This is a genomic window from Corynebacterium sp. NML 120412 (assembly GCF_002285155.1).
Taxonomy (GTDB): Bacteria; Actinomycetota; Actinomycetes; order Mycobacteriales; family Mycobacteriaceae; genus Corynebacterium; species Corynebacterium gottingense.
Genome location: NZ_NSGL01000008.1, coordinates 25,573 through 43,227 on the forward strand (window position 1 = coordinate 25,573; position 17,655 = coordinate 43,227).

Sequence of the window (17,655 nt, forward strand, 5' to 3'; positions counted from 1 at the left end):
CTACAGGTTGATCATGTGACCTTCGACGCCGTGGGCAACTTCCTTGAGCACCTCGGACAGCGTCGGGTGAATGTGGATGCTGCGGGCGATCTCACCGGCGGTGAGGTCGAAGCGCTGGGCCAGAGTGATCTCCGGCAGGAGCTCGGAGACGTGCGGGCCGACCAGGTGCGCGCCGAGGATCTCGCCGAACTCGGCGTCGGCGATGAGCTTGCCAAAGCCGGCGGTCTCGGCCAGGCCGACAGCCTTGCCGTTCGCGGAGAACGGGAAAGTCGCAACCTTGATCTCGCGGTCCGGCCACTTCTCCTTCGCCTGCTCCTCGGTGTAGCCCATGGACGCGACCTGCGGGTTACAGAAGGTCGCGCGCGGGGTCATCATGTAGTCCTCGATCTCCAGGGTCTCCGCGCCAGCGATCGTCTCCGCGGCGATGATGCCCTGAGCCTCCGCGACGTGGGCAAGCTGCAGCTTCGCGGTGACGTCGCCGATGGCGTAGATGTGCTCGACGTTGGTGCGCATGCGATCGTCGATAGCAATGGCGCCACGCTCGGTCAGCTCGACACCCGTGTTCTCCAGGCCGTAGCCCTCGGTGCGCGGGGCGAAGCCGACGGAGATCATCACGCGATCCACGGTGAGCGTCTCAGTCTTGTCGGTGCCATTCTTCTGAATGTCCACCTCGACCTCGGAGCCGTTGTCGCGCACAGCGGTGGTGGCGTGGCCGGTCAGCAGCTTCACGCCGAGCTTCTTGTACTTCTTCGCAATCTCCTTGGACACGTCCTTGTCCTCGTTGGGCAGGACGCGGTCCATGTACTCCACAACCGTCACGTCGACGCCGTAGTTGGACAGCACGTAGGCGAACTCCATGCCGATCGCGCCGGCGCCCACGATGACCATCTTCTTCGGGGCCTCGGGGTTGAGGATCTGCTCCTCGTAGGAGACAACATTCTCGGACAGCTCAATGCCCGGGAGCGTGCGCACAACGGAGCCAGTGGCGATAATGCAGTCGTCGAAGGTGACGGTCGTGCCCTTGTCGTCGCCCTCGGTGATCTCGATCGTGTTCGCGTCGGTGAAGGAACCAAGGCCATTGATCTCGGTGATCTTGTTCTTCTTCATCAGGTAGTGCACGCCACCAACGATCTTCTTCGAGACCTGGCGGGAGCGCTTGTGGGCGTCCGAGTAATCGAACTCCACGTCACCCTTAATGCCGAACGTCTTGGCATCGTGGTTGAAAATCTCTGCAACCTCAGCGTTCTTAATCAACGCCTTGGACGGGATGCAGCCCACGTTGAGGCAGACACCGCCCCAGTACTGCTTCTCTACAACTGCAACCTTCTTACCCAGCTGAGCTGCACGGATGGCGGCAACGTACCCACCGGGGCCCGCGCCGAGGACAACAACGTCAAAATGTTCTTTACTCACGCCACACAGGATACGTGCATTCCCCAACTTTGGGTATGCATTCCCCCACATCGCGCTTCCGCGAGTGCCGTACAGCGCCCGAATGTGGGTACCGAGCACCCCGAAACACCCTGTACTCCGGTTTCGCTCCTGTAACGTGACGGCCGTCTGGCAATATATACGGAAGCAACGACGAGCCCTCCCGTTTGTTCACACCGTTTACACAGCTAACTAGGAAAGCGAGCCACCGTGAAGTTCACGCGCCCCGCACTCGCCGCCGTCGCCGCAGTTGCCATCGCCGCAGCCGCGGTCCCGGCAGGTATCCACCTCAGCGCCGACAGCGAGGAAGGCACCCAGCCCGCGCAGATCGCCGCCGCACAATCCACCACCTCCGCGACCGTGCCGGAGACGACGGAATCCACCGCATCTTCTGAGCCGGCAGAGACCACTGAGTCTTCTGAGTCGTCTGCGTCCTCTGCGCCGAGCGAGCCAACTTCGGACGCCGAGGACTCCGACAGCGAGCTCACCGACGCCAACGGCGGCGGCGCTTCCAACCCGACCGGGGACGAGGGCGAGGTCGGCGCGCTTATCGACGATGTCCTGTCCGGCCCCGAAACCGACCCCGACAAGCTGAACAACATGCAGGAGGAGCGCGCTACTTCCGCCGGTACCGTCAAGCCGCTCACCCGCTCCCTGCCCGCCGCCACCGGCGGCACGCAGGAATGGGTGGACAAGATCAAGCTTTTCGACGGTGGCGAGGCCGTCGAGGTCTACTCCCCCTCCATGGAGCGCGACATCCCGGTCGCGATCATCCGCGCGACCGACGACCAGGGCAACTACATCAAAGACGCGCCGACCTACTACCTGCTCAACGGCGCCGGCGGCTCCGAGCAGGACACGGACTGGATCGCCCAGGCCGGCGGCACCCTCGACCGCACCCTGGGCCACGAGCCCGTCAACGTGGTCATCCCGATGGAGGGAGCCTTCTCCTACTACGTGGACTGGCTCACCGAGCCGGACAAGAACCGTTACATGAACGGCAAGCAGCTGTGGTCCACCTTCCTAGCCAAGGAACTGCCGCAGGCAATCGAGCCGTACATGGACACCACCAACGACCGCCGCGCGGTCTCCGGTTTCTCCATGTCCGCCACCTCCTCGCTCCTGCTCGCTGAGCACAACCCGGGCTTCTACAAGGCGGTCGGCTCCTTCTCCGGCTGCGCCGCGACCTCCCGCCCGCTCCCTTGGTTCTTCGTCGGCCTGACGGTGAACCGCGGCGGCGGCCTGACCCCGGATGAGCTGTGGGGCCCGATGGGCTCCGAGTACAACCGCTACAACGACGCGCTCGTCATGGCGGAGTACCTCAAGGGCACTGACCTGTACATTTCTAGCGGCACCGGCCTGGTCAGCGAGACCGACACCATCGGCTACCTGAAGAACCAGCGCAACCTGGAATCCAGCCGCGCCTTTTCTAACCACCTCACCCTCCTGGTCGAGGGCGGCGTGATCGAGGGCGCGATGAACGCCTGCACCCACGACCTGCGCGCCAAGCTGGACGCCAAGGGCATCCCGGCGCACTACAACTTCCGCGCCACCGGCACCCACTCCTGGCCGTCCTGGCTGGAGGACATGCGCGAGTCCTGGGCAACCGTGATCCGCCCGGCGCTGCTCCCGGACGAGCCGGAGACCACGACCGAGAAGGATACCCCGGCGGCCCCCGAGAAGCCGACCGGGACCGCCGCACCGGAAGCACCGGCCCTGCCGACGCTCCCAACCGAGCCGACTGAAACGACCACTGCCGCCGAGTCTTCCGAGTCCGCCGCCGCCACCGCGACGGATGAGGCAACGGAAACCACGGAAACCACTGAAACCACAGCGCCGACGGAGACCACCGCGGCCGACGCCAACTAGTCGCCCGCCGGAAACGCCTCGAGGGCTGGCTTGCACCGAGTGCAAGCCAGCCCTCAAACTATTGGGCCACAAACGTGCGGCTTAGAACAGCCCCAGACCGTAGGCGATGGTGGAGGAGGTCGACGAGCCAAAGTTGAGGATCTGGCCGAGCGCCTCGTTGATCTGGACCTGGATGGTTTCCAATCCGTTCATGTGAAAAACCTCGTTTTCTGTCACCGCTGTTACAAACTGTGCGGCCTATTGTCGCACACTGTAACCTCAATTGCCCCATGAGTAACGTAAGATGAGCACTCGGCAATATCTGAAACAGTGGGCACTCCCGCTTCTCTCTGTTACTCCCAAGACAACCTGGAAAAGGAATGCAGGACTGATGAACTTGAAGGGAGCCGTGGTTGCCGCGGCGTCGACAATCGCTCTGGCCTGCGGTATGACCCCGGCGGCGGACGCCGCCACCGTCACCGCCGCCCAGGTCGCGGGGCAAACCCCGGTGGGCACTGTGAAGGCGTGGGACGCGCGGTCCAACCCGCCGCTGGCGCTGAACACCAACCGCCCGCAGTCGTGGACCCAGCAGGTAGACCACAAGAACGTGCTGTCGTACCAGGTGTACTCGCCTTCCATGCGGCGTGACATCCCGGTCGCGGTGATCCCGGCAACCAATTCCGCCGGGCAGCGCGTGCCCAACGCACCGATCATTTACCTGCTCAACGGCGCAGGGGGCGCGGAGCAGGATCAGGATTGGCTGAAGTCCTTTACCAGCCGCGAGTTCTTTGCAGGCAAGGGCGTCAACGTGGTCATCCCGCAGGCGGGCGCGTTCTCGTACTACACCGACTGGGTAGACCAAAACCCGCAGGGGCGATACGTCCGCGGGCCGCAGAAGTGGGAGACGTTCCTCACCCAGGAGCTGCCCGGCCCGATGGAGCGCACGCTCAACGCGGACAACCGCCGCGCCATCGTCGGCTTCTCAATGTCCGGCACGAGCGCGCTCGTGCTGCCGGAGCACCGCCCTGGCTTTTACGACGCCGCCGCCTCGTTCTCCGGCTGCGCCGCCACCGCCTCCCCGCACGGATACAACTACGGGCGCGTGACCGTCAACCGCGCGGCGAACATCCCGAACTTCCAGGAGATCACCCCGGAGCAAATGTGGGGCCCGATGGGCAGCCCGAACAATGTGTGGAACGACGGGCTGGCCAACGCCGAGCGCCTGCGCGGCACCAAGCTCTACATCTCCTCCTCCACCGGCCTGGCTGGCCGGAAGGACCAGGTCAGCTACCTGGTGGGCGAGGCCGGCGTGCCGGAGATCGCGGCGGGTGTCGCCGCCACCACGTTGCAGGTCGAGGGTGGCGCGATCGAGGCCGCCATCAACCAGTGCAACCACGACCTGCGCGCAAAGCTCGACGGGCTGAACATCCCGGCGCACTACGAGTTCCGCAACGCTGGCACGCACTCCTGGGGATACTGGCAGGACGACATCCAGCAGGCATGGTTCACCACCATCGCCCCTGCGTTTGGGATGTAGTAGATGCACCCGCAGAGCAAGCAGAGCAATCAGCCCCGCAGCAGAGCGATCGACCCGGCGCTGCTCGACCAGATCACCGGAGATGAGGCGCTGGCGTGGGCCAACGCGTGGTCCGCCGACACCGAGGCCTCGCTGACCGCGCCCGGCAGCCCGCTCACCGAGGAGGCTGCGCGCCTCCGCAGCGACATCCGCGCCGCCCTGGACACCGACGCGCGCATCCCCTACGTGCTGCGCCGCGGCGATTTCCTCTACAACTTCTGGCGCGACGCCTCGCGCCCCCGCGGCGTGTGGCGCCGCACCACCTTGCCCGAGTTCCTGGCTCCGGAAACGGAGTGGGAGGAACTGGTGAGCGTGGATACGCTTGCCCGCGCAGAGGGCGAGGACTGGGTCTGGAAGGGCGCGACCGTGCTGCCGCTGACGCAGGACCGAGCGCTGCTGCGGCTGTCGCGGGGCGGCGCCGACGCGGTGACCATCCGCGAGTTTGACCTGCACACCCGCGCCTTTGTCGCCGACGGTTTCCGCATCGATGAGGCCAAGACCGATGTGAGCTGGGTCGACCGCGACACGCTCCTGGTGGGCACGGACCTGGGTGAGGACTCGCTCACCCACTCCGGCTACCCCGCGCAGGTTCGCCGCTGGCACCGCGGCACGCTGCTCGCGCAGGCGGAGGAGATCTTCCGCGGCGAGGCGAGCGACGTCGCCGTCGGCGCCTCCTACGACCCCACTCCCGGCTACGAGCGCACCGTGATCACCCGCGCCCTGGATTTCTACACGTCCCGGACCTGGGTCGACGGCCACGAGCTGGACCTGCCGCTGGACTGCAGCGCGGTGCCCTACAAGCAGTGGCTGTTCATCATCCCGCGCACCGACTACCAGCCAGCAAGCGAAACAATCCCGGCCGGCGCGCTCGCCGTCACCGACCTGGAGCGCTTCCTCGCGGGCGAGCGCGACTTCCGCGTCCTGTCCGACTTGTCCGACTCAGGCGCGGTTGAAGACCTCTCGCTGACCGCCAACTACGCCTTCGTCACCACGCTCGACAACGTGTCCACCCGCATCGAGCGCATCGCCCTCGGCACCTGGGAGCGCACCGACGTCCCGCTCCCGCCGGCCTCGGCCGCGCACATCGTGGCCACCAGCCCGCTCGACGGCGATGAGGTATGGCTCAACACCTCCAGCTTCACCACGCCGAGCACGCTTTCGCTTCTCGACGCCACCGCGCCCGATCACCCCAACGCGGCCAAGCACGCCCCCGCCCTCTTTGACCTTTCGGACACCGCAGGGCTGGAAACCCGCCAGCACTGGGCGACCTCCGCCGACGGCACCCGGATCCCCTACTACATCACCGGCGACTTCTCGCGCGGCCCGCGCCCGACGCTGGTGGGCGGCTACGGCGGCTTCGAGGTCTCGCTTACGCCGTCGTTTTCCAACGTGCGCGGCATCGCCTGGCTGTCCAAGGGCAACTTCTACGTACAGCCCAACCTGCGCGGCGGCGGCGAGTTCGGCCCCAGCTGGCACTCGCAGGCGGTGAAGGCGAACCGCCACAAGGTGTGGGAGGACCACCGCGCGGTGCTGGAAGACATCGTCGCTCGCGGCTACGCCACGCCCGAGCGCATTGCCATCCGCGGCGGCTCGAACGGCGGGCTGCTCACCTCCGGTGCGCTCACCCAGTACCCGGACCGCTTCGGCGCCGCCGTGGTGCAGGTCCCGCTCACGGACATGCTGCGCTACCACACGCTCTCCGCCGGGGCGTCGTGGATGGCGGAGTACGGGGACCCGGACGACCCTGCCGAGCGCGCCTTTATTGAGACGTGGTCGCCGCTGCACAACGTGGCCAGCGCCCCCGCCTACCCGCCGGCCCTGGTGACCACGTCCACCCGCGACGACCGCGTCCACCCCGCCCACGCGCGCACCTTCGCGCTCGCGCTGTGGGAAGCCGGCCAGCCGGTCGACTACTTTGAAAACACCGCCGGCGGGCACGCGGGCGCGGCCGACAACGAGCAGGTGGCGCGCGTGGAGGCCATGATCTACACCTGGCTGGAACGCCAGATCGGCGACACAGCAACGGCGGAGCGCACGCAGTGAAGAACCTGACGCTGGCCACCATCTTCGCGGCCATCAGCGGCTTCGTCGTGCTCTGGGTCGCCGCCCGCGCCCTGGACCCGGAGACGGGCTACCGGTACTTCGCCGCGTTCTGGAGCGTCTTCTTCGCGGGCGCCGGGCTTGTCGACGGCATCACGCACGAAACCACCCGCGCCGTCGCCTCCGCCGCCGAGACCGGCAAGCGCGGCGCGGCCAACCCGTGGCGCATCGGCGCCCGGCTCGCGGCGCTGGTCCTCGTCGTCGTCGCGGTCGGCGGCGCCCTGCTCATGGGCACCGTCGTACCGCAGTCCCCGGGCACCGCCACTGCCCTGCTCACCATCGGCCTGATCAGCTACGTGTTCCAGGCCGTACTGGCGGGCGTCCTGTCCGGCTCGCACCTGTGGGACCGCTACGCCGCACTCTTCGCCCTGGACTCGGGCGTGCGCCTGGTCCTCGCCGTGGTGGCGTGGGCCGCCGGGTGGGGCCTGCCGGTCTTCCTGCTCATCACCGTGATCGGCGCGGCGAGCTGGCTCACCCTGCTGCGCCGGGAGCACCTGCGGGTACCGGTGGACGTGGACCGCGGCCTGTTCGTACGCCGCATGGTCACCGCCATGGTGGCCTCCGGGGCGTCGGCGGCGCTGATCACCGGCTTCCCTGCCGTGATCAACGCGGCGTTTCCCGGCGCGCCGGTGGCGGCGGTGATCAACGCCGTGATCCTTACCAGGGCGCCCGTGCTCGTGCCGCTGCAGCGTTTCCAGTCGGCCCTGGTGGTCCGGTTTGTGGAGCACCGCGACCGGATCTACACGGCACTGGCCATGCCGATTGGCGCGGTCCTGGGGCTCGGCGCGGTGGGGTTCGTCGCCGCGTGGGCGGTCGGCCCGCTCATCCTGCGCGTCGCGTTCTCGCCGGAGTACGCGATGGGCGGGGTGTCGCTCGGCGTGCTCACCTTCGCGTCCGCGTTCGTGGGCGCGCTCATGATCACCGGTGTTGCGGTGCTCGCCCTGGAGCGCCACGGCTGGTACGTCGCCGGGTGGCTCACGGCCACGGCGGTGGCGTTTGGGATTTTGTTCGCGGCGCCGGTGGGTGCTGAGGGTGGGGGCACGGTGGCGTCGATAAGCATTGCCCTCTTCGCAGGCCCCCTGGCCGGCGCGCTGGTGCATGTGGCGGGGCTGCGGCGCGCGCTAAGGTAGTTCCCTATGGGAACAATGCTGGTCACCGGCGGTGCCGGGTTCATCGGGTCCAACTTCGTGCGCACGGCGCTCAGCAGGGTGGACAAGATTGTGGTGCTGGACAAGCTCACCTACGCGGGCAATCGGGACAGCCTCGCCGGGTGCGACGTGGAGCTCGTGCGTGGCGACGTCGCCGACGCCCCACTGGTCAACCGCCTCGTCGCACGCGCCGACACCGTGGTGCACTTCGCCGCGGAATCGCACAACGACAACTCGCTGCGCGACCCCTCGGCGTTCATCCAGACGAACCTGGTGGGCACGTACACGCTGCTCGAGGCGGTGCGCGAGCACGGCGCGCGGCTGCACCACATTTCCACCGACGAGGTCTTCGGCGACCTCGCCCTCGGCGGCACGGACGCGTTTACGGAGACAACGCCGTACAACCCGTCCTCGCCCTACTCGGCAACAAAAGCGGGATCGGACCACCTGGTGCGCGCGTGGGTCCGCTCCTTTGGCATCCCGGCGACCATCTCCAACTGCTCTAACAATTACGGCCCCTACCAGCACGTGGAGAAGTTCATCCCCCGGCAGATCACCAACCTGTTGCGCGGCGAGCCCGCGAAACTGTACGGAACGGGCGCGCAGGTGCGCGACTGGATCCACGTGGACGACCACAACGACGCGGTGCTCACCATCCTGGAGCGCGGCGAGCTGGGCCAGACCTACAACATCGGGGCCGGCGGCGCGCACGTGACCAACAAGCAGGTCATCGAGGACATCTGCGAGCTGATGGGCGGCACCTACGAGCACGTCGCGGACCGCCCCGGCCACGACCAGCGCTACACCATGGACGCGACGAAGCTGCGCCGCGAGCTGGGCTGGCAGCCGCGCTACACGGATCTGCGCGCGGGCCTGGAGCAGACGATTGCCTGGTACCGCGATCACGAGTCCTGGTGGGCCGCGGGCAAGGACGCGGTGGAGGCGGGCTACGCGGCGCGCGGCCAATAGGCAGGCTCTAGACTGGCCAGCATGTGTGAGACCCCGATTCAAGGCCTGCAGATTGAACGGCTGACCGTCCACAAGGACAATCGCGGCTGGTTCAAGGAGAATTGGGCCGGCCAGGCGCTCGTGCCCGCGCAGCAGAACGTGAGCTTCAACGCCCGGCGCGGCGCCACCCGCGGGATGCACGCCGAGCCGTGGGACAAGTGGATCTCGGTGGCCACGGGCCGCGTCTACGCCGCGTGGGTGGACATGCGCGAGGGCTCGCTCACCTACGGCAAAACGTTTGGGTTGGAGATCACCCCGGACATCGCGGTGTTTGTCCCGCGCGGCGTGGCCAACGGCTTCCAGGCGCTCGAGGACGCCACGACCTACATCTACCTGGTCAATCAGCGCTACACCCCGGACGGAGCGTACGCGTTTTGCTCGTACAAGGAGGTCGAGTGGCCGCTCGAGCCCACCGAGCTTTCGGAGGCAGACACGAAGCACCCGATGCTTGCCGACGCCACGCCAGTCCCACCCCGCAAAATCCTCGTCACCGGCGCGAACGGCCAGCTAGGCCGGGCGCTCAGGCAGGTGTACGGCGAAGATGAGGCCGACTTTTTCACCCACGACGAGTTCGACCTCACCGACATGCCCGACCTGGACTTCTCCCAGTACTGGGCCGTGATCAACTGCGCCGCATACAACGACGTCAACGGTGCCGAGGACGACCGTGCCACCGCCTGGACGGTCAACGCTGAGGCGCCGGCACAGTTGGCGCGGATAAGCAATGCCCACGATCTGACGCTGGTGCACGTGTCCAGCGACTACATCTTCGACGGCACCCGCGAGGTCCACGACGAGGCGGAGACCCCCTCCCCGCTGTCGGCCTACGGGGCGTCGAAGGCCGCGGGCGATACCGCGGCGCAGGTGGCGCGCAAGCACTACGTGGTGCGCACCGCCTGGGTCTTTGGCGACGGCAACAACTTCATGTCCACCATGGCAGGGCTGGCTGCGCGCGGTGTGGAGCCGAAGGTGATCATGGACCAGCGCGGCCGCCCCACGTACGCCGAGGACCTGGCCAAGGGCATCGCGCACCTGCTTCGCACCCGAGCTGAGTACGGGGTATACAACCTGACCTCGGACGGGGACGCGGTGGGCCGCGACGAGATCGCCATGGCCGTGTTCATCGGCGTGGGGCACGACCCCTCCGAGGTACACCCGGTGACCACAGCGCAGTACGCCGAGCTCAACGGACCGGAGGCGCTGCGCCCGGCGGAGTCCACCCTGAGCCTGGACAAAATCAAGGCGACCGGATTCACGCCAACCAATTGGCGAGCAGCACTCGCCCTGTACCTTGCGATGCAGTAGGTTTAGACGCTGAACTTGCTTTGCCTGAGGAAACCGTAAAAGGAGCTCCACCATGTCTCGCACGCAGATGCCTCGCACGCAGTCCGTCGCGTTAGCCACCGTCGCCGTCCTAGGGGCCGCAGGCCTCGTGGTCCCGGCGCACGCTGCGCAGACGGGGCAGACAGGGCAGACGGGGACGACGTCTGCCACTCCGACGGCCACGGCAACCGGGACCACCACTGCAACGGCAACGCCGACCGCCACCCCGAGTCCCACCGCCGTGACAACCCCGACGGTCACGGTCACCACCACCCCCACGGTCACGCCGACCACCACCACGTCGTCGGCCGCGCCCTCCGCCCCGGACATCCTGCAAGCGATGTCCAGCGGCGATTTCTCCAAGATCAGCAAGCCGCAGATCGCGCTGCTCGTGCTGGGCGTGCTCACCACGGTGCTGGGCCTGGCAGTGAAGTTTGATGTGCGCGAGATCGCCGCCGGCCGCTACACCTTCGAAGACTTCATGAAGGAAATGGCACAGGAGTAAGCGCGGCATCAGCGCGGGCGGGCGTCGTGTGACCGGCTAGTCTGGGACGCATGCGAGGCATCATTCTGGCCGGCGGGTCCGGCACGCGCCTGTACCCGATCACGCAGGGCATTTCGAAGCAGCTCATGCCCATTTATGACAAGCCGATGATCTACTACCCGCTGACCACGCTGATCAGCGCAGGCATCCGCGACATCCTCATCATCACCACCCCGGAGGACGCGGGCGCGTTCAAGCGTTTGCTTGGCGACGGCTCACGCTTCGGAGTCATGCTCAACTACGCAGTCCAACCCTCCCCGGATGGGCTCGCGCAGGCCTTCATCATCGGGGAAGACTTCATCGGCGAGGACTCGGTCGCACTCGTGTTGGGGGACAACATTTTCGAGGGCACGCAGCTCACCCGGATTCTTGGCGAGACCCGCGACGTGGACGGCGGTGCCATCTTCGCCTACGAGGTCTCGGACCCGCAGCGCTACGGTGTCGTCGAGTTCGATGCGGCAGGCACCGCCCTGTCCATCGAGGAAAAGCCGGAAACACCGAAGTCCAACTTCGCCGTCGTGGGCCTGTACTTCTACGACAGCAAGGTGGTGGAGATTGCCAAACAGATCACTCCGAGCGCGCGCGGCGAGCTGGAAATCACCAGCGTGAATGAGGCCTACCTGCGCGAGGGCGCGCTGAAGGTCCACCGGCTGCACCGCGGGGACGTGTGGCTAGACACCGGCACCATTGATTCCATGAGCGAGGCCAGCGCGTACGTGGAGGTCATGCAGAAGCGCACCGGTACCATCATCGGCTCGCCCGAGGTGGCCGCCTACCGGGAGGGATTCATCTCCCGCGACGCGCTCGAGGCCCTCGGCCGCGCCACGCTGAAATCGGGTTACGGGCGCTACTTGTTGGACGCAGCGCGGGACTAGGAGACACTCCGCAATATACTTTTTTACCCTACTTTGTGCTACAAAATTAGTTCAATTCCGCCACACATGGTCGGGGAATGGTATTTTAAAAACCTTGAACTAGCCAGATGTGAAATCTCAGGGCTTCAGAGAAATTTGCCCTGAGATCACACGTTCACAATTCGAAGAAAAGCAGGTCAAGTCATTGCGCGTAGGCGAAGTCACAGTACTCATGTCCGTATACGCAAATACGAAAGCTGAAGATCTCGCCTTCGCCCTGAAGAGCCTACAAGCACAGACTCGGCCGCCCGAACGCATTCTCGTAGTTCTCGACGGCCCAATCGCCCAGGACGTCCATTCGCTTCTCAACAACGTCGATACGCTACCGTTGGAAGAAAATGTTGGCCTCGGGAAAGCTCTGGCAGCTGGACTTCGTGCAGTCGACACCGAATTTGTCGCACGCCTTGACTCGGACGATGCCGCTTTCCCACACCGCATTGAGACTCAGCTCAGTTTCCTCAATAAGCACCCTGACATCTCGGTAGTCGGCTCCTCGATGAGGGAGTTCAACGAAGCGGGTCACGGCAATATTAGAAAACTGCCGGAATCTCCCTCGGCGATTGCAAAATACGTCCGACTCAACTCCCCAATGAACCACCCTTCGGTAATGTTTCGCACCGCCGACGTACTTGCCGTAGGAGGTTACCGCGATCTACGTGGCATGGAGGACTACGATTTATGGGCACGCATGATCTCGCAGGGGAAGAAACTTTATAATCTCCCAGAACCTCTAACATATTTTCGAGTGGATCAAGACCAGTTCAGACGCCGTTCCGCGAACAACGTACGCGAGGCTGAAAGAGAACTTCAAACCGCGCTGGTTCAGTATGGCCTAGTCTCGCCGGTGCGCGCGCGCCTCAACTTCGTCCTCCGAAACCTCTACCGCGCGCTCCCACTACACCTCATGCAGCGCGCATATGGCGTGCTGTTCCATCGAAGTAAGTGAACACCGTTTTCGCTGACTATTCCTCACAGACTGCTCACGCGCGTGTACGCCCTACTTTTCCATCGAGACCGGTAACGTATTGAGCGCTATGAACCAATCTCGCGGCGTCGATAAGCATTCGGCGCAATACCTAGGGCGCGAACAGGGCGCGCACGAGTCTTTCACCGACACCTGGCTCATCGTCCCCTGCTACAACGAGGGTCAGGTCATCCAGGACGTGTTGGAGCACGCGCGGGAAACGTTTCCCAATATCGTGGCGGTCAATGACGGCTCGCACGACAACTCCGCCGAGTCGATCCACGCCGCGGGCGCGCACCTGGTCAACCACCCGGTGAATCTTGGCCAGGGCGCCGCGATCCAGACGGGTGTTGAGTACGCGCGTACTCAGCCTGGCGCGAAGTACTTTGTTACCTTCGACGCCGACGGCCAGCACCAGGTCAAAGACGTGAAGCGCATGATCCACCGGCTGCGCACCGAGCCGATTGACATCGTCGTGGGCACCCGCTTCGCAGGCCAGGAGGAGACGCAGGTGCCGTGGATCAAGCGCCTCGTGCTGAGAACGGTGGTGCTCCTCTCTCCTCGCACCCGCAGACTTGGGCTGACCGACGCGCACAACGGCCTGCGCGCCTTCAATGCCAAAGTGGCACACGAGATGAACATCCGTATGAATGGGATGTCGCACGCCTCCGAAATTGTCAGCATGATTGATGCGCAGGGGTGGCGCGTGGCTGAGGAGCCGGTGGACATCCTGTACACCGAGTACTCCATGAGCAAGGGCCAGTCCCTGATCAACGGTGTGAACATCCTCGCGGACGGCATTGTGGCAAGGAGGCTCCCATGATCCAGCTGTTCCTCATCCTGGCGACCCTGGTGCTGGTCATCTACTTCTTCACTCACCGCAAGAAGGCGAACGCGAAGGCGTGGGTCAAACTCGGTTTCGTGGTGCTCGTCTTCGCGGCAATCTGGGCGATCCTGCGCCCCGACGACGTCACGGTGCTGGCCAACTGGCTCGGGGTGTCTCGCGGCACAGATCTCATGCTGTACGCGCTCATCTTCGCGTTCTTCTTCACCACCATCTCCACGTGGACCCGGTTCCGCGAACAGGAGCTGCGTTATGCCCGCTTGGCCCGCGCGGTAGCCTTACAGAATGCGGTGCGCCCGGAAGATCCGTACGGCGCAGCGACTCAAGCATCGCAACCTGAATAGGAGTATTTTTACCGTGAGCGATACGAAGATCCCACCCCTGATGTGGGCCTTTACGGCCGTGCTCGCCATCGGCACCGGCGTGGGCGGATATCTCATTGGCAACCAGACCGCGACGCCGCCCGCCGCGACGGAGACCGCTCAGCAGTCTACCCAGGCAGAGGCCCCGAAGGTGGATGTTGCTCGCCGCGAGTCCGACGACGCCATGGCGCTTGGCGACGTCGACGCCCCCGTCGTCATCTCCGAGTTCTCCGACTGGGCCTGCCCCTACTGCATGCGCTTCGCCGCGCAAACGATGCCGGAGATTGTGAAGCAGTACGTGGACACCGGCAAGGTCCGCTTCGAGATGAACGACTTTGTCATCAACGGACAAGGCGCCCTCAACGGGGCGCGCGCCGGCCGCGCCGCCGCGGACCAGGGCAAGTTCTTCGAGTTCCAGGAGGCCTACGTCGCGGCTGCCTCCAAGGTAGAGGGCCACCCGGACTTCTCCCTCGACGAGCTCGCCGGCTTTGCCAAGGAGGCCGGCGTGCCGGACCTTGAGCAGTTCCGCTCGGACGCGGAAAGTGACAAGTACGACCAGGCGCTTTCGGAGGCGAACACGCTCGCCCAGCAGTCCGAGGTCACCGCCACCCCGACCTTTATCATCAACGGCCAGGTGCTCGAGGGCGCGCTACCTTTTGAGAAGTTCGCCGAGGTCATCGACGCCGAGCTGGAGAAGGCCGACGCCTAACCCGGGCTCGCCGGGCTAGAAGCCGCGGCGGATCCACTCCTCCAGGTGCGGGGCCTCCGCACCGATGGTGGTGTGGTCGCCGTGGCCGGTGCGCACCACCGTCTCCGCGGGCAGGTCCAGTACGGACGTCTGCAGGGAGTGGATGATGGTGTCAAAGGACGAGAACGAGCGACCTGTAGCGCCCGGGCCGCCCTGGAACAGGGTGTCGCCCGAGAACAGCTCGCCGGCCTCCTGCGCGTAGACGACCACGGAGCCGGGCGAGTGGCCCGGGGTGGACAGCACCTTGAGGTCGGTGCCGGCGATCTGGAACGTGGTGCCGTCGACAAGCTGCTCATACTGCGCGTTGGGGTTCTCGCGCTGCCACAGGAAACCGTCGGTGGGGTGCAGGTACACCGGCGCGTTGACCAGGCGAGAGAGCTCTGGTGCGGCGTCGATGTGGTCCGAGTGCCCGTGGGTGGCGATGATGCCCTTGACGCGGCGGTCGCCCACCGCGGCGGCGATGGCGTTGGCGTCGTGGGCGGCGTCGATGATGTAGACCTCACTGTCGTCGCCGACGATCCAGACGTTGTTGTCCACCTCCCACTCGCCGCCGTCCAGCTTGAACAGGCCGGAGGTGACAACGTTTTCTACGCGGAATGTCATGGTGGTCCTTTCGGGCTCGGTCTGACTAGAACTCGACGACGCTGCGCAGCACGTCGCCACGCTTCATCTTGGCAAGGGCGTCCTCCACGTCGCCTACGCCGATACGCTCGGAGACGAACTCGCCGAGCGGGAAGCGGCCCTGCAGGTGCAGGTCCACGTAGGTGGGGAAGTCGCGCTCCGGCAGGCAGTCGCCGTACCAGGCCGGCTTGATGGAGCCGCCGCGACCGTAGACGTCGATAGCCGGCACGTCGATGTGGTCGGTCTGGTTGGGCACGCCCACCATGACCATGCGGCCGGCCAGGTCGCGCGAGTAGAAGGCCTGGCGCCAGGTGGGCTGGATACCCACGGCGTCGATGGCGACGTCGGTGCCGAAGCCGTCGGTGAGCTCGCGGACCTTATCAATGACCTCCTGCTCGCTGAGGTCCTTCGCGCACACGGCGTGGGTGGCGCCGAAGGTCTCTGTGGCGGCGTCGCACTTGCGCTGGTCAATGTCCACCGCGATGATCTTCGATGCGCCCGCGAGTGCAGCACCCGCCACTGCGGCCAGGCCAACGCCGCCCAGGCCGAAGACGGCGACGGAATCGCCGCGCTGGATGTCGCCGGTGTTCACGGCCGCACCGAGGCCGGCCATGATGCCGCAGCCGAGCAGGCCCGCGGCCGCCGGATCCTCGTCCGGGTTCACCTTGGTGCACTGCAGCTCGTGGACCAGGGTCTTCTCCGCGAACGAGCCGATGCCCAGCGCCGGGGTGAGCTCGGTGCCGTCCTCCAAGGTCATGCCCTTGGAGGCGTTGTGGGTGTTAAAGCAGTTCTTCGTGTCGCCCTTGCGGCAGGCGCGGCACTCGCCACAGACTGCGCGCCAGTTCAGCACGACAAAATCGCCGGGCGCCACGTGGGTGACGTCCTCGCCGACAGTGTCGACCACGCCAGCGGTCTCGTGGCCGAGGAGGAAGGGGAAGGCGTCCTCGATGTCGCCGTCACGGTATGCCAGGTCGGTGTGGCACACACCGGTGGCCTGGACTTTCACCACGACATCGTTGGGGCCCGGCTCCGGGATGACGATGGTGGTGACTTCAACGTCTGCACCTTTTTCGCGGGCGATGACACCTTGGACCTTTTGAATACTCATAGGGCCCTACCGTACCGGATTTTGGAGATCTGTCACTTATCCGAGCATTGATCCAAGCACTGCACCCCTCACACCAACCAAAATCTTGACACATACCTAGATACGTTTCATACTTAGGTACATGACATTCCCCCAACCTTGGATACGCGCGTTCATGCCGGCTGCGGTCCTCCGATGCCTCGCCGACGGGCCCGCGCACGGCTACGCCATTGCGCAATCGCTCGAGCCCCTCGGCTTCGGCAGACCAAAGGGCGGCTCCCTCTACCCCGTCCTGGGCAAGCTCGAGGACGCCGACCTCATCGAAGCCCACTGGGCCCCCAGCGAAAGCGGGCCCGGCCGCAAGACCTACTCCATCACCAGCAAGGGCAAGGCCGAGCTCTTCGACTACGGCACCCAGCTCGATCAGCTCAGAACGGCGCTACGCGACGGCCCGGCGCGCACCGACCCCACCAATTCCGCGAACCCCACTACCCCCCGAAAGGACACGAAATGAGCTTCTGGACCGACCGCGCAACCCTCGTCCTCACCCTCAACCACGGCTTTTCCCGCGACGCGGCCGAGCAAGCCGCCGCCGATGCCGCAGCGCACGCAGACGCCGACGGGCTCACGCCCGAGGCCGCCTTTGGCAAGGCCGACGAGTGGGCAGAATCCCACGCCGCCGAGGTCCGCGACGACCTGGCACACGGTGGCACGGACCCATTCATGAGTCAGGGACTGGCGCGCCCACCGCGCCTGGCCTGGATCTTCTTCGTCGCCACGGCAGGCTTCGCCATCGGACTCACCGTCGCCACCTGGAACGAAGACGTCACCCTTGGCATGGCGATCACCCCGGCGGTCCTCGCGCTCGGGCTGAGCTTCACGCTCGCCACCTACTGGAGGCTCTATACCCGCATGGCGAAGTGGAAAGCTGCTGCCATCGCGACCGTCCCGCTCGTGGCGCTCAGCCTCCTCGGCGCGTGGGCCATCATGGCGCTGGACGCGATCTCGCTGCCGTTTGGCAACGGGTGGAGCCTGATCCTCGCGCTTATCATGTCGGCCGCGGCGTTCTTCTTGCCGTGAAAGAAGCAGACGCCCGACGACGCCACATACACCACTCCTGCCGCCGGCGATTGGGAC

At 65.6% G+C, this 17,655-nt stretch carries 17 protein-coding genes; 14 read left to right on the forward strand and 3 right to left on the reverse strand.

Going from position 1 to position 17,655, the window contains the following annotated elements:
• On the reverse strand, window positions 1-1,464 hold the full coding sequence (gene lpdA, locus CKJ84_RS11150; protein ID WP_095546993.1) for a dihydrolipoyl dehydrogenase: 1,464 nt from the start codon (window positions 1,462-1,464) through the stop codon (window positions 1-3).
• Between the two features lie 177 nt (window positions 1,465-1,641).
• On the opposite strand from lpdA, the gene CKJ84_RS11155 reads away from it, so the two are divergent.
• The 12 genes from CKJ84_RS11155 to CKJ84_RS11210 all read left to right on the forward strand — a co-directional run bounded on the left by CKJ84_RS11155 (window position 1,642) and on the right by CKJ84_RS11210 (window position 14,771).
• Complete coding sequence (locus CKJ84_RS11155) at window positions 1,642-3,300, forward strand: alpha/beta hydrolase family protein (protein ID WP_233125690.1); 1,659 nt, start codon at window positions 1,642-1,644, stop codon at window positions 3,298-3,300.
• A gap of 370 nt (window positions 3,301-3,670) precedes the next feature.
• Complete coding sequence (locus tag CKJ84_RS11160) at window positions 3,671-4,816, forward strand: alpha/beta hydrolase family protein (RefSeq protein ID WP_095546994.1); 1,146 nt, start codon at window positions 3,671-3,673, stop codon at window positions 4,814-4,816.
• Window positions 4,817-4,819: 3 nt separating this feature from the next.
• Complete coding sequence (locus tag CKJ84_RS11165; protein ID WP_095546995.1) at window positions 4,820-6,898, forward strand: prolyl oligopeptidase family protein; 2,079 nt, start codon at window positions 4,820-4,822, stop codon at window positions 6,896-6,898.
• The gene (locus CKJ84_RS11170) at window positions 6,895-8,085 is read left to right on the forward strand and encodes a hypothetical protein (RefSeq protein WP_095546996.1); all 1,191 of its coding nucleotides are present in this window, start codon (window positions 6,895-6,897) and stop codon (window positions 8,083-8,085) included. Before CKJ84_RS11165 ends, CKJ84_RS11170 begins: the two co-directional genes overlap by 4 nt.
• A gap of 6 nt (window positions 8,086-8,091) precedes the next feature.
• The gene (gene rfbB, locus CKJ84_RS11175) at window positions 8,092-9,072 is read left to right on the forward strand and encodes a dTDP-glucose 4,6-dehydratase (protein WP_095546997.1); all 981 of its coding nucleotides are present in this window, start codon (window positions 8,092-8,094) and stop codon (window positions 9,070-9,072) included.
• Between the two features lie 21 nt (window positions 9,073-9,093).
• Window positions 9,094-10,416, forward strand: coding sequence for a sugar nucleotide-binding protein (locus CKJ84_RS11180; RefSeq protein ID WP_095546998.1), 1,323 nt, complete (start codon window positions 9,094-9,096; stop codon window positions 10,414-10,416).
• Between the two features lie 52 nt (window positions 10,417-10,468).
• Window positions 10,469-10,939 (forward strand): hypothetical protein, encoded by a 471-nt coding sequence (locus tag CKJ84_RS12270; RefSeq protein ID WP_095546999.1) that lies wholly within the window; start codon window positions 10,469-10,471, stop codon window positions 10,937-10,939.
• Between the two features lie 50 nt (window positions 10,940-10,989).
• Window positions 10,990-11,853 carry a glucose-1-phosphate thymidylyltransferase RfbA gene (rfbA, locus tag CKJ84_RS11190; RefSeq protein WP_095547000.1) on the forward strand — a complete coding sequence of 288 codons (864 nt, stop codon included), beginning with the start codon at window positions 10,990-10,992 and terminating at the stop codon, window positions 11,851-11,853.
• A gap of 211 nt (window positions 11,854-12,064) precedes the next feature.
• A complete protein-coding gene (locus CKJ84_RS11195; RefSeq protein ID WP_095275166.1) occupies window positions 12,065-12,838 on the forward strand; it encodes a glycosyltransferase in 774 nt (257 codons plus the stop codon).
• 88 nt (window positions 12,839-12,926) lie between these two features.
• Complete coding sequence (locus CKJ84_RS11200; RefSeq protein ID WP_095275167.1) at window positions 12,927-13,679, forward strand: glycosyltransferase family 2 protein; 753 nt, start codon at window positions 12,927-12,929, stop codon at window positions 13,677-13,679.
• On the forward strand, window positions 13,676-14,044 hold the full coding sequence (locus tag CKJ84_RS11205) for a DUF2304 domain-containing protein (RefSeq protein WP_095275334.1): 369 nt from the start codon (window positions 13,676-13,678) through the stop codon (window positions 14,042-14,044). Before CKJ84_RS11200 ends, CKJ84_RS11205 begins: the two co-directional genes overlap by 4 nt.
• A 13-nt stretch (window positions 14,045-14,057) precedes the next feature.
• Window positions 14,058-14,771, forward strand: coding sequence for a thioredoxin domain-containing protein (locus CKJ84_RS11210; RefSeq protein ID WP_158221703.1), 714 nt, complete (start codon window positions 14,058-14,060; stop codon window positions 14,769-14,771).
• 15 nt (window positions 14,772-14,786) lie between these two features.
• Here the strand turns inward: CKJ84_RS11210 and CKJ84_RS11215 are convergent, their stop codons facing one another.
• Together CKJ84_RS11215 and CKJ84_RS11220 are read right to left on the reverse strand one after the other, a co-directional pair.
• Window positions 14,787-15,413: an MBL fold metallo-hydrolase gene (locus CKJ84_RS11215; RefSeq protein ID WP_095275169.1), complete on the reverse strand. Its 627-nt coding sequence runs from the start codon at window positions 15,411-15,413 to the stop codon at window positions 14,787-14,789.
• Window positions 15,414-15,438: 25 nt separating this feature from the next.
• Window positions 15,439-16,539, reverse strand: coding sequence for an S-(hydroxymethyl)mycothiol dehydrogenase (locus tag CKJ84_RS11220; protein WP_095275170.1), 1,101 nt, complete (start codon window positions 16,537-16,539; stop codon window positions 15,439-15,441).
• 121 nt (window positions 16,540-16,660) lie between these two features.
• Here CKJ84_RS11220 and CKJ84_RS11225 point away from each other — a divergent pair, with 121 nt between their 5' ends.
• Window positions 16,661-17,032: a PadR family transcriptional regulator gene (locus CKJ84_RS11225; RefSeq protein ID WP_095275171.1), complete on the forward strand. Its 372-nt coding sequence runs from the start codon at window positions 16,661-16,663 to the stop codon at window positions 17,030-17,032.
• Complete coding sequence (locus tag CKJ84_RS11230) at window positions 17,029-17,598, forward strand: hypothetical protein (protein ID WP_095547002.1); 570 nt, start codon at window positions 17,029-17,031, stop codon at window positions 17,596-17,598. The genes CKJ84_RS11225 and CKJ84_RS11230 overlap by 4 nt, the downstream gene beginning before the upstream one ends.
• Window positions 17,599-17,655 lie beyond the last annotated feature (57 nt).

What these genes read in the sequence shown, in the direction of transcription:
- lpdA (WP_095546993.1), bottom strand. Translation starts at nt 1,464, where the DNA reads ATGTGGGGGAATGCATACCCAAAGTTGGGGAATGCACGTATCCTGTGT.
- CKJ84_RS11195 (WP_095275166.1), top strand. Translation starts at nt 12,065, where the DNA reads ATGTCCGTATACGCAAATACGAAAGCTGAAGATCTCGCCTTCGCCCTG.
- CKJ84_RS11165 (WP_095546995.1), top strand. Translation starts at nt 4,820, where the DNA reads ATGCACCCGCAGAGCAAGCAGAGCAATCAGCCCCGCAGCAGAGCGATC.
- CKJ84_RS11230 (WP_095547002.1), top strand. Translation starts at nt 17,029, where the DNA reads ATGAGCTTCTGGACCGACCGCGCAACCCTCGTCCTCACCCTCAACCAC.
- CKJ84_RS11225 (WP_095275171.1), top strand. Translation starts at nt 16,661, where the DNA reads ATGACATTCCCCCAACCTTGGATACGCGCGTTCATGCCGGCTGCGGTC.
- CKJ84_RS11200 (WP_095275167.1), top strand. Translation starts at nt 12,927, where the DNA reads ATGAACCAATCTCGCGGCGTCGATAAGCATTCGGCGCAATACCTAGGG.
- rfbA (WP_095547000.1), top strand. Translation starts at nt 10,990, where the DNA reads ATGCGAGGCATCATTCTGGCCGGCGGGTCCGGCACGCGCCTGTACCCG.
- CKJ84_RS11215 (WP_095275169.1), bottom strand. Translation starts at nt 15,413, where the DNA reads ATGACATTCCGCGTAGAAAACGTTGTCACCTCCGGCCTGTTCAAGCTG.
- rfbB (WP_095546997.1), top strand. Translation starts at nt 8,092, where the DNA reads ATGGGAACAATGCTGGTCACCGGCGGTGCCGGGTTCATCGGGTCCAAC.
- CKJ84_RS11160 (WP_095546994.1), top strand. Translation starts at nt 3,671, where the DNA reads ATGAACTTGAAGGGAGCCGTGGTTGCCGCGGCGTCGACAATCGCTCTG.
- CKJ84_RS11220 (WP_095275170.1), bottom strand. Translation starts at nt 16,539, where the DNA reads ATGAGTATTCAAAAGGTCCAAGGTGTCATCGCCCGCGAAAAAGGTGCA.
- CKJ84_RS11180 (WP_095546998.1), top strand. Translation starts at nt 9,094, where the DNA reads ATGTGTGAGACCCCGATTCAAGGCCTGCAGATTGAACGGCTGACCGTC.
- CKJ84_RS11205 (WP_095275334.1), top strand. Translation starts at nt 13,676, where the DNA reads ATGATCCAGCTGTTCCTCATCCTGGCGACCCTGGTGCTGGTCATCTAC.
- CKJ84_RS12270 (WP_095546999.1), top strand. Translation starts at nt 10,469, where the DNA reads ATGTCTCGCACGCAGATGCCTCGCACGCAGTCCGTCGCGTTAGCCACC.